The organism is Mesorhizobium robiniae (genome assembly GCF_040545535.1).
GTDB classification, from domain to species: Bacteria; Pseudomonadota; Alphaproteobacteria; order Rhizobiales; family Rhizobiaceae; genus Mesorhizobium; species Mesorhizobium robiniae.
The window spans coordinates 124025-141340 of the sequence record NZ_JBEPMC010000013.1; the positions used below are offsets into that span (position 1 = coordinate 124025).

Genomic DNA, 17316 nt, shown 5'->3' on the forward strand with positions numbered 1-17316 from the left:
TCACACCCGATAACTGCGCGCCCCCCAGAAGCTGGCGCTCCGGGGCGGCATCTTTCGTGAACGGATGAACATGATCTCGATGAACATGGGATCGCGCATGATCGCGATCCTGGCAACCGCATAGAGCGGCACGCAGATGCAGAGCATGATCAGATTATGGGTTGCAAGGAACACGACGGCGGTCAGCACGCCGATGAACCCCGCTAGCTCGTAGGGGATGCCGAGCACCGTCGGCGCTCGGGTCAGGCCCTTGACGAGAGGGGTGATCAGTAACCTGGGCTCGCCAGGATCGATCCGGCCGTCTGCCACGCCGATCACCTGCCGACCGCGGATTGAAAGAATTCGACGATCTGTGCCGAGCCGAAGACCAGCACGATACCCAAGACCCAGCTTCCAGCCACAAACCATGACAGGCGTGCCGCCCAGGCCATGAAGCCCATGAAAATGCAGAACAGAACCGCCAAAGCCGTCGCGATCGGCCCGGTCAGGGTCTGCACCAACGTCTGCAACGTGCTTTGCACCGGCTGGAGATTTCCGCCTCCGGCCATCGCCTGCGTTGCCAAGAGCATGAGCGGCATCGCCACACCAGCGCTGCGTGTCGCAATCATCTTCCACATGGTCATCAAAGCTTCTCCTCAGTCAAAGTTTTGCACCATCCCGCCCTGCCAGACCGACGCCGTCGCTTCGCGAGACGTCGTGGTGCCGCCATTGCGGGAGTTGGTGCGCGGAACATTTTGTTGATCCGCCGCGCCGGCCGCAGCCGGTTGAACGCCTGCCAGGTCAAGGCTCACCGCCCCACCTGGCATCACTGCCTCAGACCCGACCGATGGCCATTGGTAGAAATCGTTGATGACGTTGGCGACGTAGCCAACCGTCTCGGAGTAGGGCGGCACGCCCTTGTATTTGAGAACCGCGACCTCGCCGGCATTGTAGGCGGCGAGCATGTATATCGGGTTCGGAAATCTGCGATGCAGATCCCGCAGAAAGCCGATCCCACCTTTCACATTATCCGCGGGATCGCAGATATCGACCCCGTAGCTTGCTGCCGTGGACGGCAGAAGCTGCATCAGGCCATAGGCACCTTTGGACGATAGCGCGCCGGAATTGAAGCGGCTTTCGGCCCGGGCAACCGCGAGGACGAGCGGCGGGGCAAAGCCTTGCTGGCGCGCGACCGTTTCGACGATACGCTGTCCCTCTTCCTTCGACAGGGCAGCGACGCCGGGGCAGGGGTTGTCGACCTTGGTCGATGTCACCGTAGCGGCCGCGCTGTCAGCGCTTCCCGCCGCACCGATCCGCTGCACGTCATGGCTGCCAACCTCAAAGGCCGGTATCACCCGGCCCTTTGCGTCGACAGTCGCGTTGACGATGCGACCAGCAGGTGCCGTGACGTTGCCCTGGAACTTCCCGGAAGCTTCCTGCGCAGACGCTGCCTGGCACATCACCACGATCGCACCCACGGCCAGTACTGTTTTGCGGGATCGAATCATTAAAATAATCTGCGCCGTTGCCGATTCTGAAATGCTGAATTAATACAATGAATCGATGAACCGCAATCGCGAAAATGAGGCTGGCGCAATGAAAATGAGCAGGGTTCTTTCCGTTGTGGCGTTTTTGCCGACCTTGTCGGCTCTGTCGGTGGCGCCGGCCCATGCTAATGATTTTGGCTGCAAGGTTTTGCTGTGCATCCTCAACCCGCAGGGTTGGGCGAGCGTCGGGGAATGTGTGCCTCCGGTCGAGCGCGCTTTCCGTATGGTCGCGCATGGGGAGCCCTGGCCTCAGTGCCCCGAGGCCGGCAGCTCCGGTCGTATCGGATATGAGAAATTCAAACCCTGCCCGGACGGCACGATCGCCGTCTCGCCCGAGACCGAATCGGGCGGAAGCGACAACAGCTCTCGCTCACAAACTGTCTACAAGCCCGACAGCAACGGCGCTTTCTGCGCGCCGCGCAATGCAACGAATGCCTCGTGGGGCACTTACTCGAGAGGCTCGGGTTCCGGTGCGCGTCCAACATCCGCCGTGACGCCGCGCGAGAAGAGGACGGAGCCAAACTATCTCGATCTCACGACCACAGACGGCAAACAGCGCTTCTGGTTCGATCTGAGCAGGTATCAATAATGAAGCCTGGCTTCTCAGCCGTTGTTGGCCTTCTCGCGGCCGTCCTCGCCAGTGTTCCGGCACTGGCCGAGGACAAACCCAATCCCTGGTTTCAGATCCCTGCCACAGCATCTTTCAGCACCGGCGACACCTGGACCTATGCCGGCGAGACCCACCGTCTCTACGGCGTTCAAGCCTGCCTGCGAGGCACTTATTTCACAAATGCGGCAGGGGGGCGTGTCGATTGCGGCGAGGCCAGCCTCGCCATGCTCGTCTCTCTTATCCGGGATCTCAAACCCCAGTGCTACACGGCCGCCTGGCAAGTCGCGACCAAAACGCGCTTCGTCGTCTGCGTTGCACAGCCTGTATCAGGATCCGCGGCCGGTTCTCGCATCGATCTCGGCACGGCGCTGATCTCAACAGGATGGGCCTTTGCGGCCATCACTCCGAACGGCACTCCGGTTCATGCTCCCTATATTGTCGCGCAGGAGGTCGCTAAAAAGCAGCACCTTGGCCTGTGGCAGTTCGCCAACGTTCCTGATCCGAATGCCATCATCCTCCACAACATCCGCAACGCATCTAACGCGGCTGGTCAGTCTTCGAATCCGCCTGCAAATCGATAACCGGTCCCCGGCGGGTTGGATCATGCCTGACATGCCGCTGAGGCCGCCGCCACATCACGAACGCCACGGCAAGCGAGATCGCAGACCTGACGGTACGGCAGGCTCGTCTATGTGCGTGATTGAGCAGATCCTGGCAAGGAGAGCCTGTTAGAGTTTGAAGCGGCCAAGGCGCTGATCGTTGACGCGGTACTGCCAGGCTAGTTTCGACTCCTTGGGGTTGACGCCGGACGTTGACCAGGCGGAGCGCTCGACTTTTGCAGCGTCATGCAAAGGAAGATCGTCATCACATGGCGACGGTTGCAACGACGACCGAAGACGATAACGTTCGATACTGCGGTTTAGAAACTCGATGACACAGACGGCGGCGAGGGACAAGATCAAGAAAGCAGTGGAAAAGCTGAGCATGCGAAGGCTGGCTTCGTGATCGGGCAGGGCGAAGAAAGCGAGCACGCCGCCGGCGAAAATTGCAAACGCGAACCTCATGAACATGACAGAGAGTCTCCTATTTCGATGTTGATCATTATAATATCACAGATTGATCGTCATTATAATGATCAGTGGAGATAGGTAGCCCCTCATGGATCAAGCGTTTTTCGACGGCTTGCGAGCATGGTGCCGTTTTTGGCGGTATCGGCTTCAGAGTATTACCCGGCGGCATTCCCATCTCAAACAGGGATAGAGATTGGTCCCGGGGCCGAGCCTTGCGGCGCCGTCTTGAGCGTAATCGCCAGAACCATCGCTGTTGAGGTCTCGCCTACACCAGATCAGCAGTGGTCAGCGTGGCATCGTAGGGCGTGACCTGAACCAAGTCATTCGAAGTGGTCGGGCAACGATTGGAGGGTCTGCCTGCCGCAAGTGTAGAGATCAGGGTTGTCCCTCCGGATGCCAGGACATCCAAGCCGGACTCATTGAATTATTCATTGTCAAAAGGCAATGCAGATCGTCAAATGCTATCGTGCATCTGGAACGATTTGGCGGGTCATAACCTGTACGCCGTCACTTTGCGGGAGTATGGGGAGGATGCCGCGACACTTTAATAGGGCAATGAGTTATCGTTTCGGCTACAAGCCCTGAGCACTAGACATTCTGCAAAAAATGGCCGTCATATTCCGACCGATAAGCAGGGGGGGCAGCTGTGCCGATATTTAAAAACAAGACAGAAGACAGCGATGGTTGGCTTTCGATCCTGCTCGCGCTGCGACTTCGCCAAATCGAGAATGAGTACCCGGACTATGCGAGTTTTGCCGACGCTACGGGGCTATCGCGCGGCACGCTCTACCAGTTGCGGACGGGGAAGGGGAACCCGACATTCGTCACGCTGGAGCGGCTGGCGCGGCACTTGAAGGTTCCGGTGTGGACGCTCATTGGTCGTACTGGCGACGACGACAGCGTGAAGCGGGACATCGAGACGTTTGGCTTCAGCTTTACCGAGATTGCGCGGCATATAGAGGCCACGCGTGCTGTGAAGCGCTCGATGACGGAGTTCAGTGGTGTTCCTTCTTTGAAAGAGGCCGCCAGCCCCGCTGGGGCAACCTCCGAGAAGAAGCGGCTGCCTCCGGCCAAAAAGGGGCGCAGGGCAAACCAGTAGATACAAGAAAAGTAGAAGCTGCTAAACAACCAGCGTAGATTAATTTGCTACGATTGGCAGAAAATCTATTCTATATTTATTTGACTCGCACCAAGAAATCCGCCAGCGTCGATGCAATGGCGTTATGTTGCTGAAGGGTTCACGATGCGAGCGAATATCTGGCAAGTCGCAGCGGACGATGCGCTTTATAAGGAAGCGGCCGCGTTCGTCGATTGCCACCCGAAACCATGGGTGGAAGAGGTTTCGGATTTTCTACGGCAGAAAGGCAAGCCCGAGACGATCACGTTGGTGATCGGACAGTTCATCGTGGCGGCTCTGTTCGAAGGACGACACGCGGATCTGCTGTACTGGTCGCTGGTTGCCGCCGAAGTGAACTGCGTTGGGATGGAGCAATGGCCTGATGATGTGCGCCAGGAGCTGGCAAGCCATCTGAAACGGGGATTTGGAAAGCTCTCGTCGCGAAATCTCTCCCATTGAAGGCGGCGGGCCGACGGCGTGGCCCTCAATGGCAAGGCGGGGGTTACACCTGACCAGGGGCAACGTTGATGTCGCTGCCGGCGGGACCGGGAGCGGATGAAGCGAGTTTCGTGTCACCATCATTGGGCGTCGGAAAGTCGCCTGGTCCCATTTGGCATATCGCTTGCGCGCCGCATCCCTGAGGAATGGACTGGCCGGCCGAATTGAGGGCGGCATAGCGGCGGTTTACGTCGTTCGTCCAGTTACGGCGCTGGCTTTCAGTGCTGCCGTTGTAACGATCGGCGAGGCAGCGAATACTTGAAGTGCCGCCGCACGATTTGACGGCATCGCGAAGCGTCATTACGCCGCCTTCAATGTTTTCTGACAAGATGCCCCGATCCATTCCGTAGGCCCGGCCCGTGGCCCCCGTAAGCTGCATCGGCCCAAGAACGCCACTGAAGGAGCCGGCACATGCTGACATCGCGCCTTCGTGAGCGGATACGGCAAGAGCGAGCTTGGGATCAACGCCATACTTGTTGGCGGCGTCTACAATCATATTGGCGATGTTCGGGCTGCGCTCCATCATCTCTTGCATGGACGGATAGCTCGGCACACCCGCGCCGTTCGTACAAAGGGAACGCAGGGTTGTTTTGTTATGGAGGTCGCAAGAACTTGCATCCTGATCGAAGGAATTCGCTTGCGCAACAGGCGCTTGTCCAACGACCAGGAGCGCGGAGAGGAGTATTGGGAAGGGACGCAGCATCTTACTTCCCCGGGCAGAAATTATAGATGGCGCCATTGATGGAGAGCGCGTCGCTGGATGGGCGCGTAATCTTCATCGGCGTGATGACCGGGGAGCTGCTGCCACGTTCGGTACATGAGGCTTGGAACGCATCGTCAGCATGACGGGTGCCTGCTATCTTGCAGGTGCTCGCGCCGACGGTGATTGCGTCGCCGTCGAACTCGGCAAGTTCGAGAGCGCCGACGCCTTGGTCGAGATCGGCACATGTGTGTGTGGACGCTACATATGATCCCTGCGGAGCCTTGAGCGGATCAAGCGCTTGCGCGATTGCCGGCGAGATCAAGACGGCTAGAGTCGCGAAGATTGTCGGGCTGGCCATGGCAGATCTCCTGAACATCATCCCGCCGTGACCGCCGGCAGGAGCCGCGGTCAATACCGCGCATCGCGCGTTGTGAAAGAAGCCTTGATCCGCTGGCGATGGCCGGTGGCACGCTGGTGTACTGAATAAGGTCAGGTTTTCCATGTCGATCATGGTTGCGCTCCTTCCGAATATCGAGGTTGCCGGAAGCAAACCAGGCATCGCGGCTTCCCCTAGGTTTGCGGGATAGGGACCCGGAATTGGCATTCCGGGGCGATTTCACCTTGGAATACGATGCCGGCGCGAATGCTTTTGGCCTGAACATCATATGCACCCATTGCACCATTCCGAGCGAGGTCGGGGCGGACGTTGTTCGGTTGCGCGCCATATTCGATGAAACAGCCGGAGCCAGCGTCAGCGACCGTGGATCGGCCGTTCTGATAGATCGCCAAGCGCATGGGACACCGTTTCAGCGTGGCTTTGCCGACTGGATCGGTGCGGATCGGCGAGCAGCCGGTGAGCGTGTGCAGGACCGAGAGGACGACGGTTTTGGTTGGGCTGCGAACGACGATGTGACTCTCGGAAGCTGGTGCATTGGCGACCGCAAAGCGCATATCGCCTTTGGCCACATAGGCGTCGTTGTTTTTCTTCAGTCGGTCGGCCCATAGGGAGGCGTAGGGCACGGCTTCCGAATTAGGGAGCTCGAGATCGGCGTAGGCGACGGCGCGCCAGGCGTTGGCATCATGCGTGAGCGACTGAGCCGAAGCATGGGGCGCCAATGTAAGGGCAGCCGCAACTGCGACAAATGTCAGGGGGCCATGCATTCCTTGTCTCGCTTTTATGCCCTATGATTAAATCAATGTCGTAATGATTGTCGAGCATGATTTTGGATGGGACAAGAAGCCCGCCTCTCGAGGCTGGATGAATTGCGAGGCCTGGCGATCGGGCTGGTGGTGCTGTCGCATGTCGGGCCGGTCTTCGGAGAAGGCGGGCCGGTCGCTGCTCTGCTGTTTGCGCCGGCATGGAGCGTCGGGGTCGACCTGTTCTTTGTGATTTCCGGCCTGGTGGTGGAACGCTCATTGCGAAGCCTGCGCCTCGAGCGCGGAGCGCTCGAGGCGGCCTCCGCGTTCTATGTCAGGCGTGTCATGCGGATCGTGCCGCTGGCCTGGTGCGTCGGCGCCATTCTCTCGATCGGGTTGATCATCCCGGGAAGCGGCGTTGAGCCTGCAGACGCGAAGGCGGCATTCGCTTTCATCTCGAATGCGCATTGGGCGCCCTGTTTCGGGGGCGCCACAGGATGCGGGAACGCCTTTGCGTTTGGGCCATTCTGGTCGGTCGCCACCGAGATGCAATTTTATCTACTGGCTCCGCTCCTGGTGTTCTTGCTACCGCGGCGGGCGCTCGTCGCGCTGGCCGGACTCGTTCTCGTGGTCGGGACGTTCACGCTGCGGCCCTGGGGCGGGACGCTTTGGACGTTCCGCATCGATGCAATCGCGGTCGGGCTGGCGATCGGAGCAACCATGGGCACAAGCGCATGGCCCCGTCTGGCGGAACACCTGCGGGTGATCGGCAACATGGAAGCGGCGTTCTGGATGTCGATCGCGGCCTTCATGTTGGCGATCTTGCCGCCGGCGACGCATGGCGTGGCGACTGCCGTGCTGGCGCTGATGTGCGGGTGGATCGTGACAAGGGCGACCTTGCGGGATGATTCTGTGAACTGGCCGGGGCGGATGCTGCGCCGCTTGGGAGGCATCTCCTATGCCCTCTATCTGATCCATCTGCCGGTGCTGGCGCTGTTCAACTGGTCGCTTGGCCAATTCCTGGAGGCTCCGGCGACGGCAACGCTCTCGATCGCGGTCGCGATCGGGCTGTCTCATGTGCTGACGGTGGCAATCGGAGATCCGTTCCGCCAGCTCGGCCGCCAATGGTCAAATCGAACAGTCCGGGAGGTGTCGCCGTGACGGAAGAAAATCGTCAGTGGTCGCTTGGTGGTGAAGATGTCGATCAAATTCCCCGAGGAGCGAGGGCGCTGGCGGAGCAGCTATTGACCGAAACCGACGGCGATGCCGTGGCAGCGCTCGTCGCGGCATGCTGCGTCATTGGAGCCATGCGCTCGGCGGTATCGAGGGGTATGGTGCGCAACGGATCGCCGTCAGGGGTTCATATCGCGCAAGTGCTGGACGTTTTCGTGCAAAGCGAGCCCCAGAAGAAGAGCAGAACCTAATCGATAGGACCGTGAGGTAGCTACGAGGTTGGGAGGCTGTGCAGCCTGCCGCTCGATCCCGAAATGCCGAATGCACGACACCCCCGCGAGTTGGGCGACCGTCAGCAATGCCGAGCACTGTCACTTATTTCGCCCTGGAAAGGGATAGAACGAAAGCCTTGCGAAAATAGTCCCTCGCCTGCTTGTACCTAAAAGAAAAAGTTGCGGAAATCACGATTTTTCGGCTGGAGGTGAGCGATGCGGCCTCCATGGCGACGCCGGCGCCTTGCGATTGGTTTGGCCGTCGGCTTCTGTGCGCATCTGGCCAGCCGACACGCGGCAGTGTGACGGCCGCTGCTCAGTAGCGGTTGCCGAACCAGCCCTTGCTCTTGGGTGGCGAGGGCTCCTGATCAGCCCATGGGACGGACGTGTAGGACGGCCTCGGGTCTTGGACGCGCCAAGCCTTCTGCCAGTAGTAGAAATTGAGGGGTACTCGGGCGACCACGCGACCATCGGCAGACAGGAGGTCGGAAGCGCATGCGACGACGGGGCCTTCGTAGTGTTGCACGCGACCGGTATAGCCATTGAGCGCTCCGGGCCGGCACGCAAAGACACGAACGCCTGCGGCGATCGTGTCCGGGGCTTCCGCAGGGACGGAGATCGTCTTGATGCCTTCCTTGGTAACGAGCGTGCGCACAGGCACGGAGCTCCAATGCGAGCGGCGCAAGGCGCTATTCGCCTGAGCTTCGGTCGGATAGCCGGTTCGCTGGGTAATGACCGGTGGGAAGCGGCCCAAATCGGGCGCATATTCTTGCCGGCTGCGACTGACCCGATCGGGCTTCCAATAGGAGTCCGTAACCGAAACGGGGCCGGCCCAATGTGAAGCATCCGGCACTCGCCCGGCGCAACCGGCGAGCAAGGCCGCGGATGCGACGAGGTGGAGGATGTGACGAAAAGAATGCATCTCGGTCTCGGGGGTCATGGGTTTGCAGGTGAGGGTTTCCGGTGGAGCGAGCCATGCCATGGCGACAACGCCATAAGGCCACGTCTGCTTTCCCAGCGTCGCGGTCTGGCCCAGGTCGCAGCCGTCGACGCCGCCGTAGGTGCACGAAGCAAAAGTTGATTACTGGTTCCCATGAATCACTCCTCTTCGGAATCATTGAGTCAATAAACTATCTTGCAAATCGCTGTGCAAGTGTCTCTGACTCAGATGCAGCGAGGGGAGGAGTGTGATCGTATCCGCATTGGTGCCCGATGGGCTAGGTAGGGAGCCTCGGTGTCGAGTTGACGCTGGGCGGTCTGATTTTCTGGATTTCGGCAAGTCTGGACCATCGGGCAATCGGTAGCCTGAATGCGCGCTACGCCGCAGCCGTCGCAGCGGCATCCGACTGGACGAACTCAGCGGCTTCGGGGGTAGCCTTGCCTAGTGTCGCTGCGAGCCTCTCGAAGCCGCTCTTCGAGCGCTAAATAGCGAGCCGTAATCGCATTCAGCTTTGTGAAGAACTGCTTGCTCTGCGCAGGGTTGCCCGGCACAGGTGGAGGGGACAAAGCAAAAAGGGCATCCCTATCAGCGTCTAATTGTTCCAGCTCCGAACAGAAACGGCAAACCTCGTGGTCGGTCGTTCCGGAACTCCGATGTGACGCACGACGCGCGGTACGCACAGGGTTAGTCAGCCGATCCACATCGTTTGACGAAAATACGATCGTATCCAAGGCGTTTCCTCCACGCCGGGTTGTGGCCATGCAACCTGGAATAAATGGGGTTGCAACCTAAGTATACTGGCGGTTTCGCCTGTCACTTTTGACAGGTCGCGAGACGCTGGGATCGAGCGAGGAGCAACCTGGTTAGATGGGCGTACGAATGGCTGGAGAGGCACGTCGATATCAAGGAGGTAAGCTGGATATGGCGCAATTTGACTCAAAGTTTCACGACATGACGGAAGGTATTCGAGCAGTTGCCTCTCTTGCGGACGCAGCGGACCGTCTGAACACAATTGTCGAAAGTTACGGCCTTGAGACGGCGGCCTTTCTTACCGTCAGTCCGGTTTACGAGGAACCGAGCAAGCCATTCTATGTGACCACCTATTCGCCTGACTGGGTGAAACGCTATATCGAGAAGGATTTTTTCGACATCGATCCCGTGCTTCGCCATGGGCTACGTGCTGTGACATTGGTTGATTGGAAGGAGATCGACCTATCGGACAAGGCCGTGCGCACGTTCTTTGGTGAAGCGAGGGAACATGGTGTCGGGAAGCATGGCATCACGTTCCCGGTTAGGGGTGTCGACGGCGACCGCGGCATTCTGAGCGTGACGAGCAACGAGAACGCTGCGGCGTGGCAGGCGTTTCTCAAATCCGAGGCCCGCGACTTCCAGTATCTCGCCGGCGAATTTCACGATGCTATCGGTCGAATCCAAGGAAGGCCACGCCATCAGACGGTCTGCTCCGATAGAGAGATCGAATGCCTGAAATGGTACGCGAGGGGAGAGAAGGTCAAACGGACCGCAGAGATACTGTCGCTATCCCCTCGCACGGTGCGATTTCATCTCGATCTGGCACGGGCCAAGCTGGGTGCCAAAAGCTTGGCCCATGCGGTTGCGATCGCTACCGAGCGCGGCCTTTTCTTTCAAAAACTGTTCTGATCGGTAGCCAAGCGCTTCGCGGAAGCCGCCTGTGAACTCGTTGCGTTTCGTGAAGCTGGGAATGATAGAATGATTGGATCATGGGAAAGAACGGAGACGTCGCTCTGGACAACCTGATCCAGAAGGCACCGCGTGGGTAGAATGCTGGCCAAACCAAGTGTCCTATTCGCAAACCACACGGTACCGCTTGCCGGGCTCGCTGATGTTCTTGCAGACAAGCGGCTTGTGTGGCTCGGAAGAGGAGAGCGGAGGACTTGCGGCCGGCGATGCCCGTCTGTTTGATGTCTTGAGACTTGCCGTACGGCGCGGTTCGAGCCGTTCCGGCTCCTGTGTCGCAACCGGAAACACGCTGGTTTCGATCTGTGGCTGCTGCAGGTGTGACGGCTCTTTGTCAAAGAATCGCCTCGTATCAAGCGCTCTCGGAATAATCACCGTACCATCATCGCTGCGCGCGCAGCCGCTACCCAACAGTAAAGCCAGCCCCAGGAGAAAAGGCAGTATCCGTCCAAACATAAGCTTAACCCTTGTCGGGCCTATACCCCGGCTTGCGGGTCGCCGACAACCGGCGCAATGGACACGAAGAAAGGGCGGCATTGCTTGCCGCCCTTTCGAAATTGTCGAGATGCGTGACGCAGGGGCGGATAGTTGTTTAGAGCGAGTGTGTCCAACAACAGGTCCATCGAAGCCAGCTGGTGCCTTATCCTTGGTTCAGGTTCAATTGTTGGAAGTACCAAGACGGGTCATCATCGGACGAATCCGTCTCGATACTGGCTCCACTCGAATACCCCTCAACACTTGTGGCACTACCGCTATCATCGCTCACGGCTTTAGAGAGATATAGCCCAGGTTTGTCGGCCCGCTGCCATTCACCGTCACTATTTTCCGTCCACTTGTCGGGACGCTGCGTCGGGTCAAGCACCCACCGATTTTCACCCACGTCAACAAACCCCATCTGCGCCAGCCGGGCTTCCATCCCTTGCGAAGCGGGGCGTGACATGATCAACGGCCGTTCGCCGTCGAGTCGAAGTTGATGCTCGAGCAGAATATCACCTGCGTTCTCGACAAGCGGATGAGTAACCCGAAGATCTACAACCGATGTGATCTCTTTTCGACCAGGAAACTGTTCCCGCCACGGCTCGTTATTGATGCCAAATCCGCCCTCTGTTCTTAAAAGCCCAACGCTTTTTTCGCCCAGATCATAACTGAAATATCGCGCCTTGGGCGTATCAGTGTCAGTGCCACCGTAGAGCCGAGCGATTGTTGCCGTGCGCCCGGCTTTTGAGGACACGAAAGGCGAGTACTCTTGTGGATTTTCGGCGATGTGCTTGATTTCATCGCCGTAAAAGTCCTTCACTTTTCTGGCGAATGAAGACCTTTCGAGCTCGACGACAGGAGGTTGGGAAGCAAGCGAGTACGGGTGTGTCGGCGCAGAAGACGAACTCGCATGGGGATCCGACGCCGACCGGGACGGCATTCCCGCAAGTGTTTCCGTAAAACTATCGCTCTCAACCGACTGACCCGGTTCGTCAGCTTGGCTAGCGCGTGTGGATGAGCCACTGATTGGATTATACATGACGCTTCCCTTCGGCTTAAGTCTTTTCGCAGGTGGAGGCTGTCTAAGCCTTGCTGCGAACCATACTCGGTCAAACTGACGATGACCTGACGTCAGGTTCGAGAGCATGAGAAGGCATCGAGTTCCCCCACCGGCCCTGTGCAGTTCCAGCCAATCCAACTGCTTTGCACACTTGCACCAAGCAGTTGTTCCCTCTCGCTTTCAGCCTTGACAGGGAGCCTGAGAGACTAGCGATAGCTTTTCTGAGACCTTTGCCAAAAGTTTGCGATAAAATCCGGTCTTTTCTCAACAGAAGCGGCTCCCCTCCAAGAGCACGGATTTTGGATCGGATTTACGACTCCATTTCTCGGAACGGCTCGCAGGTGTGATACCGTGCGCGGTCGCTTCCTCCGGCCATATCCATGGGCAGAAACCGACGTCAGCCCCTGAGTCGGTTCTGGAGTGCCTGCCGGTCGGCGACGAGATTGTCGAGGTGCAGCACGGCTGGCTGGTGTCCTTGCGCCAATCGTCTAACCAGAGCCCGCGTGCCGTCGACCATAAAGACGCCGCAATCATAGCTGTTCGGCTGCTGGGCCATGCGGGCTGGCTCGAGGCGAGCGCCCAGCCTTGCTGCGAACTCTGCTGCGGGCTGGTCATTGTACCCGCGGGCGGAGTCGTAGTGATAGGCGACAGGGCTTTCCCGCACACGGCGGTCGACGAGCAACAGCGACCAGTGGTCGCCGGGGCGATCAGGTTGGGCATTGCTTACTGGTACAAACAGGAAGTCAGCTGTATCGTTACCCCTCTGATCATGGACTATGCGCTGGAATGCGCGTAGCGCGAGGATTTCGGCGCCCAAGCGCAGATGATAAAGGGCTACGAGGGGATCCACGAGCCGCGTCCGCGCGGCGAGATCAGGATTGTCCCTCTGCAGATCCTGTGCCAGGAGCGCGTAATCCGCCAAGATATGCTTGTCGGCCAGCCACTCACTGGCGCCGAGCTCCAGCCAGCCGCCATCGTGGAGCGAGGCTGTCGGATGCAAAGCTCCGACCTGAGCGTCGGACGGTGGGCGCGGGAGCTCCGGCGCATAGTGAGCATCATCCCGCAGCTCCTGCGGAGTGACCGGCAAATGAACCAGCGAGTCAAGGCCGCCGTAGATGTCCGACGGAGCCCTTGGCGTTGCCACTGACGCAGCTTCACTCATCGGCCCGACTTCGGCGTGATGGACGAGCTGAACGTCGGATGGTAGGCGCGGGAGCCCCGGCGCATAGTGAGCGTCATCCCGCAGCTCCTGCGGAGTGACCGGCAAATGAACCAGAGAGTCAAGGCCGCCGTAGATGTCCGACTGAGCCCTCGGCGTTGCCGCGGACGCAGCTTCACTCATCGGCCCATGGACGAGCTGAACGTCGGATGGTGGGCGCGGGAGCGCCGGCGCATAGTGGGCATCATCCCGCAGCTCCTGCGGAGTGACCGGCAAATGAACCAGAGAGTCAAGGCCGCCGTAGATGTCCGACTGAGCCCTCGGCGTTGCCGCTGACGCAGCTTCACTCATCGGTCCAACTTCGGCGTGATGGATGAGCTGACCGTCGGATGGTAGGGGCGGGAGCCCCGGCGCATAGTGAGCATCATCCCGCAGCTCCTGCGGAGTGACCGGCAAATGAACCAGCGAGTCAAGGCCGCCGTAGATGTCCGACGGAGCCCTCGGCGTGGCCGCGGGCGCAGCTTCACTCATCGGCCCATGGACGAGCTGAACGTCGGATGGTAGGCGCGGGAGCCCCGGCGCATAGTGGGCATCATCCCGCAGCTCCTGCGGAGTGACCGGCAAATGAACCAGAGAGGCAAGGCCGCCGTAGATGTCCGACGGAGCCCTCGGCGTTGCCGCTGACGCAGCTTCACTCATCGGCCCGACTTCGGCGTGATGGATGAGCTGAACGTCATTCAGTCCTGCCGCCCCCTCAGCCCTTGCGGAAACCGCCCTGGGTGGTTCCATCGTCCGGTCGAACAGCTGTGGCCAGGTGGGATTCCCCGGCCGCGAGTTGGGCAGCGGAGCGGCTTCCGGTCGATATCTGAGGCGAATGGCAACGCCTCGCGGATTGAGTGGGGTTCTCGGCCTACCCCCTAGCGGCAACCAACCCGCCGTGTAGCGCTCGCCATCAATCAAAAAGCTGGTCAGTTGAACCTCTTGGTTCGGCATGAGGTTGCTCCTGTCCAGCGCAGCGATCAACTCGTCTGGCGCGCGCTGGTGGGCGTGGCGCCAGTTCAAGTGACGAACGGCCTCTCCGAAATCCGGGGCCTGGGAATGGCGCGCGGTTGGCGCGAGGGAAGACGGTAGGCCAGCTTCTTCCAGCATCTCCCAAAGTTGATCCTGATCGTAACCTTCCCCGGGGAGGGCCACTGGAGATCCGACAGCGCGCGGCACGGTGGCAATCTGGCGCTCAGGTTCCAACGCTTCGCTGCGCGGCAGTGACTTGCGAAGGTGAGCCAGAGCGAATACGACCCGTTTGTAACTACCGGGATAGCGATTGACATCTTCATCCAGCGACTTGTCATGAAGCCGGGCAGCAATGCCCGGCATGTTGTTTTGACGCAGGTAGTGACCGAAACTGCCAAGGGCACTTGCATAGTTACTGGCGCTATCTGGACTGAGCCCGCTCGCAGGCGCTGCTGATTTGTACTCTTTGATGAGGGCCGCGTCGTCGGGATAAGGATTCAGGACAGTACGTCCTATCGTTGGCGCGGGTGCGCCCGCCTGGTATGTCTTCAGATACTTGAGAGCCGGAACGATGGACGACGACCCCCCGTTTCTTTCGAGCTCCTTGACGTCGTCGTCCAGCGACTTGTCGTGAAGCCGAGGAGCAATGCCCTGCTTGTCGTTTTCAACGAGCCAACGACTGAAGTTGAGAAGACAATTCACATGGCGCGTGGCGGTGCCGTCCTTGGCCCCACGGGCGATGAGTGCCGCCCTGAGACCCTCCATGAGGGACGCATCTTCGGAATAAAGAGGACGCTTGTCGCCACCTACGCAAACCGTTGTTGAACGATCCGGCTGCAGCGCCGAGGCGCCTAAGATCGCCCCACCACCTCCGGTGTGCGGCGCTGGTATGTAATCTTGCCCGCTCCCCTGCATTATGGGCTGCGCTTCCCTTGACGACGAAGCCAGTTGATGGATGGGGGCCTGCAGCACGCGACCGCCTGAATTGCCGATCGCGCTCAGTTGCCGCTCAATGGCATCCCCTTGGGGATTGCTCAGCGTCCTCTGCCTCTTCGCTGGTCTCAACTGCTCCGGCTGATCCGCCCCTCGCAGAACCTCCTCTGGATTGACAGCCAGCCCCGGCGAGGGGAGGGCTGGGCTTGGCTGATCAACAGCGCCTGCCGGCGAAAAGGGAGGTGAGGGCACACCTTGCCAAAAGTTCACCGTGCCCCAACTGTCGGCTGGCAACTGACCAGCTTGATCCGCCCCCTCCCAAAGCTCCGCCGAATTGAAAGTTGACGGCGACTGGACGGCCCGATCCTCCGCCTGCCGAGAGCCGTTGGCGGGTGTCGTCTCGGGGTGTCCGCTGACACGAGCCACATCATCGATGAGGCGCCCGCCTTCCATGGAGGGAGGCCTGCGATCAGCTAAAGTACCGCGCCCACGATATTCTTGAAGCACCGTCAGCGCTCCCATTGCCAGCTTATCCCGATCCCCGAATGACGTGACATGTGCGACCAAGGAATCGTGATCGAGTGTAGTAATCGTTTGGCCAGGGCCGAGGGATTTCGTCAATCTGCGAAGGGTCCTATCATACTCCTCGGCGGTGCTCGGTAGCCATCCCCGTCGGGCAGCCGCCGCCTGGACAGCCTGCTCGATGAGGTTCCTGTCTTCCACAGAGGGTTCATTGCGCGGACGTCCGTCAGCAGGAGCACTGGGGTCGCGATGCTTACGAAGCAACATCAACGCCGCCACAATTGACCCGTCATGGGAAAAGAAACTTTTAGCGTAAGCAACCAAGGATTCGTGATCGAGTGTAGAAAGCGACTTGCCTTGCGACCCGAGATCATTCCCCAATCTGCGTAGAGCCGCCGTATAACCCCTGGGCGTTTGCCCTTTCAGATCCCGGCGCGCAACCTCGGCCTTGATCGCCGCGTCGATGAGGCTCCGGTCGCTATCAGACAGATGAGGATAAAAGCGGTCTCGAGGCGCATGGACCCCTGCGACGGGGTCGGCACCAGAGGAACCATGATGTGGAGGCCTGCGATCCGCTAAAATACCTGGCTCACGATATTCACGAAGCACCGTCAGCGCGGCTCCCATCGCCTCCTTATCCCGGTCCCCGAATGACTTGACATGTGCGACCAAGGAATTGTGATCGATTGCAGTAATCGTTTGGCCTGGGCCGAGGGATGTCGCCAATCTGCGAAGAGTCCTATCATACTGCTCGGCGGTGCTCGGTAGCCATCCCCGGTCCGCAGCCGCCGCCTGGACAACCCGCTCGATGAGGTTCTTGTCTTCCACAGGGGGGTCATTACGCTGACGTCCGTCAGCAGGAGCGCCGGGGTCGCGGTGCTTACGAAGCACTGTCAACGCGGCCACCATTGTCCCGTCATGGGCAAAGAAACTTTTAGCGTAAGCAATCAAGGATTGGTGATCGAGCGCAGAAAGCGTCTTGCCTTGCGATCCGAGATCATCCGCTAATCTGCGAAGAGCGGCTGCATAACCCCTGGACGTCGGCCCTTTCAGATCCCGGCGCGCAACCTCGGCCTTGATCGCCGCGTCGATGAGGCACCGGTCTTTGTCAGACAGACGAGGATAAAAGCGGTCTCGAGGCGCATGGATCCGTGCGACGGACGCGGCATCGGCTTGGCGCGCCTCGCGCAGCAAGTGCTGCTCAAAGCAATTGTGCCCGGCGTGCGCCGCCTGCTGCCGTTGCATGGCGTCGAACGTCTCCCGCCAAGCCGGATCCGTTGGATTGAAGTTAGGTAGGTCCAAGCTTGTCTCACGCTTATAGGTCACCGGAGGCTCAAAACTACTCGGGCAAGCTGTCGAGAAGCTGACGATCCCCGCCGTCTGTAAAGCGAA

At 59.6% G+C, this 17316-nt stretch carries 17 protein-coding genes; 7 read left to right on the plus strand and 10 right to left on the minus strand.

Annotated features, from left to right (window positions below; translation table 11 throughout):
• From ABID19_RS28800 to ABID19_RS28810, 3 genes are read right to left on the minus strand one after another with little or no spacing between them, the layout of a single operon-like run.
• Entirely contained in the window at nucleotides 1–309 is a 309-nt protein-coding gene (locus tag ABID19_RS28800) for a VirB3 family type IV secretion system protein (protein WP_040583984.1), read from the minus strand.
• A 5-nt stretch (nucleotides 310–314) separates the two neighbouring features.
• Nucleotides 315–623, minus strand: coding sequence for a TrbC/VirB2 family type IV secretion system protein (locus tag ABID19_RS28805; RefSeq protein WP_006205835.1), 309 nt, complete (start codon nucleotides 621–623; stop codon nucleotides 315–317).
• A gap of 12 nt (nucleotides 624–635) precedes the next feature.
• The gene (locus tag ABID19_RS28810; protein ID WP_263804976.1) at nucleotides 636–1487 is read right to left on the minus strand and encodes a lytic transglycosylase domain-containing protein; all 852 of its coding nucleotides are present in this window, start codon (nucleotides 1485–1487) and stop codon (nucleotides 636–638) included.
• Nucleotides 1488–1542: 55 nt separating this feature from the next.
• On the opposite strand from ABID19_RS28810, the gene ABID19_RS28815 reads away from it, so the two are divergent.
• Both ABID19_RS28815 and ABID19_RS28820 read left to right on the plus strand, forming a co-directional pair.
• Nucleotides 1543–2115: a hypothetical protein gene (locus tag ABID19_RS28815; protein ID WP_263804975.1), complete on the plus strand. Its 573-nt coding sequence runs from the start codon at nucleotides 1543–1545 to the stop codon at nucleotides 2113–2115.
• Nucleotides 2115–2717, plus strand: coding sequence for a thermonuclease family protein (locus ABID19_RS28820; protein ID WP_263804974.1), 603 nt, complete (start codon nucleotides 2115–2117; stop codon nucleotides 2715–2717). The genes ABID19_RS28815 and ABID19_RS28820 overlap by 1 nt, the downstream gene beginning before the upstream one ends.
• Nucleotides 2718–2864: 147 nt before the next feature.
• Here ABID19_RS28820 and ABID19_RS28825 read toward each other — a convergent pair whose 3' ends face one another.
• Complete coding sequence (locus tag ABID19_RS28825; RefSeq protein WP_263804973.1) at nucleotides 2865–3206, minus strand: hypothetical protein; 342 nt, start codon at nucleotides 3204–3206, stop codon at nucleotides 2865–2867.
• Nucleotides 3207–3852: 646 nt separating this feature from the next.
• On the opposite strand from ABID19_RS28825, the gene ABID19_RS28830 reads away from it, so the two are divergent.
• On the plus strand, nucleotides 3853–4305 hold the full coding sequence (locus ABID19_RS28830) for a helix-turn-helix domain-containing protein (protein ID WP_006205840.1): 453 nt from the start codon (nucleotides 3853–3855) through the stop codon (nucleotides 4303–4305).
• 111 nt (nucleotides 4306–4416) lie between these two features.
• Nucleotides 4417–4782 (plus strand): hypothetical protein, encoded by a 366-nt coding sequence (locus tag ABID19_RS28835; RefSeq protein ID WP_006205841.1) that lies wholly within the window; start codon nucleotides 4417–4419, stop codon nucleotides 4780–4782.
• A gap of 43 nt (nucleotides 4783–4825) precedes the next feature.
• Here the strand turns inward: ABID19_RS28835 and ABID19_RS28840 are convergent, their stop codons facing one another.
• The 3 genes from ABID19_RS28840 to ABID19_RS28850 are packed head-to-tail and all read right to left on the minus strand — an operon-like array spanning nucleotide 4826 to nucleotide 6685.
• Complete coding sequence (locus ABID19_RS28840) at nucleotides 4826–5524, minus strand: transglycosylase SLT domain-containing protein (RefSeq protein WP_263804972.1); 699 nt, start codon at nucleotides 5522–5524, stop codon at nucleotides 4826–4828.
• Nucleotide 5525: 1 nt separating this feature from the next.
• On the minus strand, nucleotides 5526–6035 hold the full coding sequence (locus ABID19_RS28845) for a hypothetical protein (RefSeq protein ID WP_263804971.1): 510 nt from the start codon (nucleotides 6033–6035) through the stop codon (nucleotides 5526–5528).
• Nucleotides 6036–6094: 59 nt separating this feature from the next.
• Nucleotides 6095–6685, minus strand: a complete 591-nt coding sequence (locus ABID19_RS28850) for a hypothetical protein (RefSeq protein ID WP_263804970.1) — start codon at nucleotides 6683–6685, stop codon at nucleotides 6095–6097.
• A gap of 66 nt (nucleotides 6686–6751) precedes the next feature.
• Here ABID19_RS28850 and ABID19_RS28855 point away from each other — a divergent pair, with 66 nt between their 5' ends.
• The gene (locus tag ABID19_RS28855) at nucleotides 6752–7822 is read left to right on the plus strand and encodes an acyltransferase family protein (protein WP_006205845.1); all 1071 of its coding nucleotides are present in this window, start codon (nucleotides 6752–6754) and stop codon (nucleotides 7820–7822) included.
• Entirely contained in the window at nucleotides 7819–8085 is a 267-nt protein-coding gene (locus ABID19_RS28860; protein WP_006205846.1) for a hypothetical protein, read from the plus strand. Before ABID19_RS28855 ends, ABID19_RS28860 begins: the two co-directional genes overlap by 4 nt.
• Nucleotides 8086–8422: 337 nt before the next feature.
• On the opposite strand, the gene ABID19_RS28865 is transcribed toward ABID19_RS28860, so the two are convergent.
• Nucleotides 8423–8761, minus strand: coding sequence for a hypothetical protein (locus ABID19_RS28865; protein WP_354494173.1), 339 nt, complete (start codon nucleotides 8759–8761; stop codon nucleotides 8423–8425).
• Nucleotides 8762–9967: 1206 nt separating this feature from the next.
• On the opposite strand from ABID19_RS28865, the gene ABID19_RS28870 reads away from it, so the two are divergent.
• Nucleotides 9968–10705 (plus strand): helix-turn-helix transcriptional regulator, encoded by a 738-nt coding sequence (locus ABID19_RS28870; protein WP_263804968.1) that lies wholly within the window; start codon nucleotides 9968–9970, stop codon nucleotides 10703–10705.
• 697 nt (nucleotides 10706–11402) lie between these two features.
• Here ABID19_RS28870 and ABID19_RS28875 read toward each other — a convergent pair.
• Both ABID19_RS28875 and ABID19_RS28880 read right to left on the minus strand, forming a co-directional pair.
• Complete coding sequence (locus tag ABID19_RS28875) at nucleotides 11403–12179, minus strand: host specificity protein (RefSeq protein ID WP_412177249.1); 777 nt, start codon at nucleotides 12177–12179, stop codon at nucleotides 11403–11405.
• 517 nt (nucleotides 12180–12696) lie between these two features.
• Entirely contained in the window at nucleotides 12697–17169 is a 4473-nt protein-coding gene (locus tag ABID19_RS28880) for a Ulp1 family isopeptidase (RefSeq protein WP_263804966.1), read from the minus strand.
• Nucleotides 17170–17316: the final 147 nt, after the last annotated feature.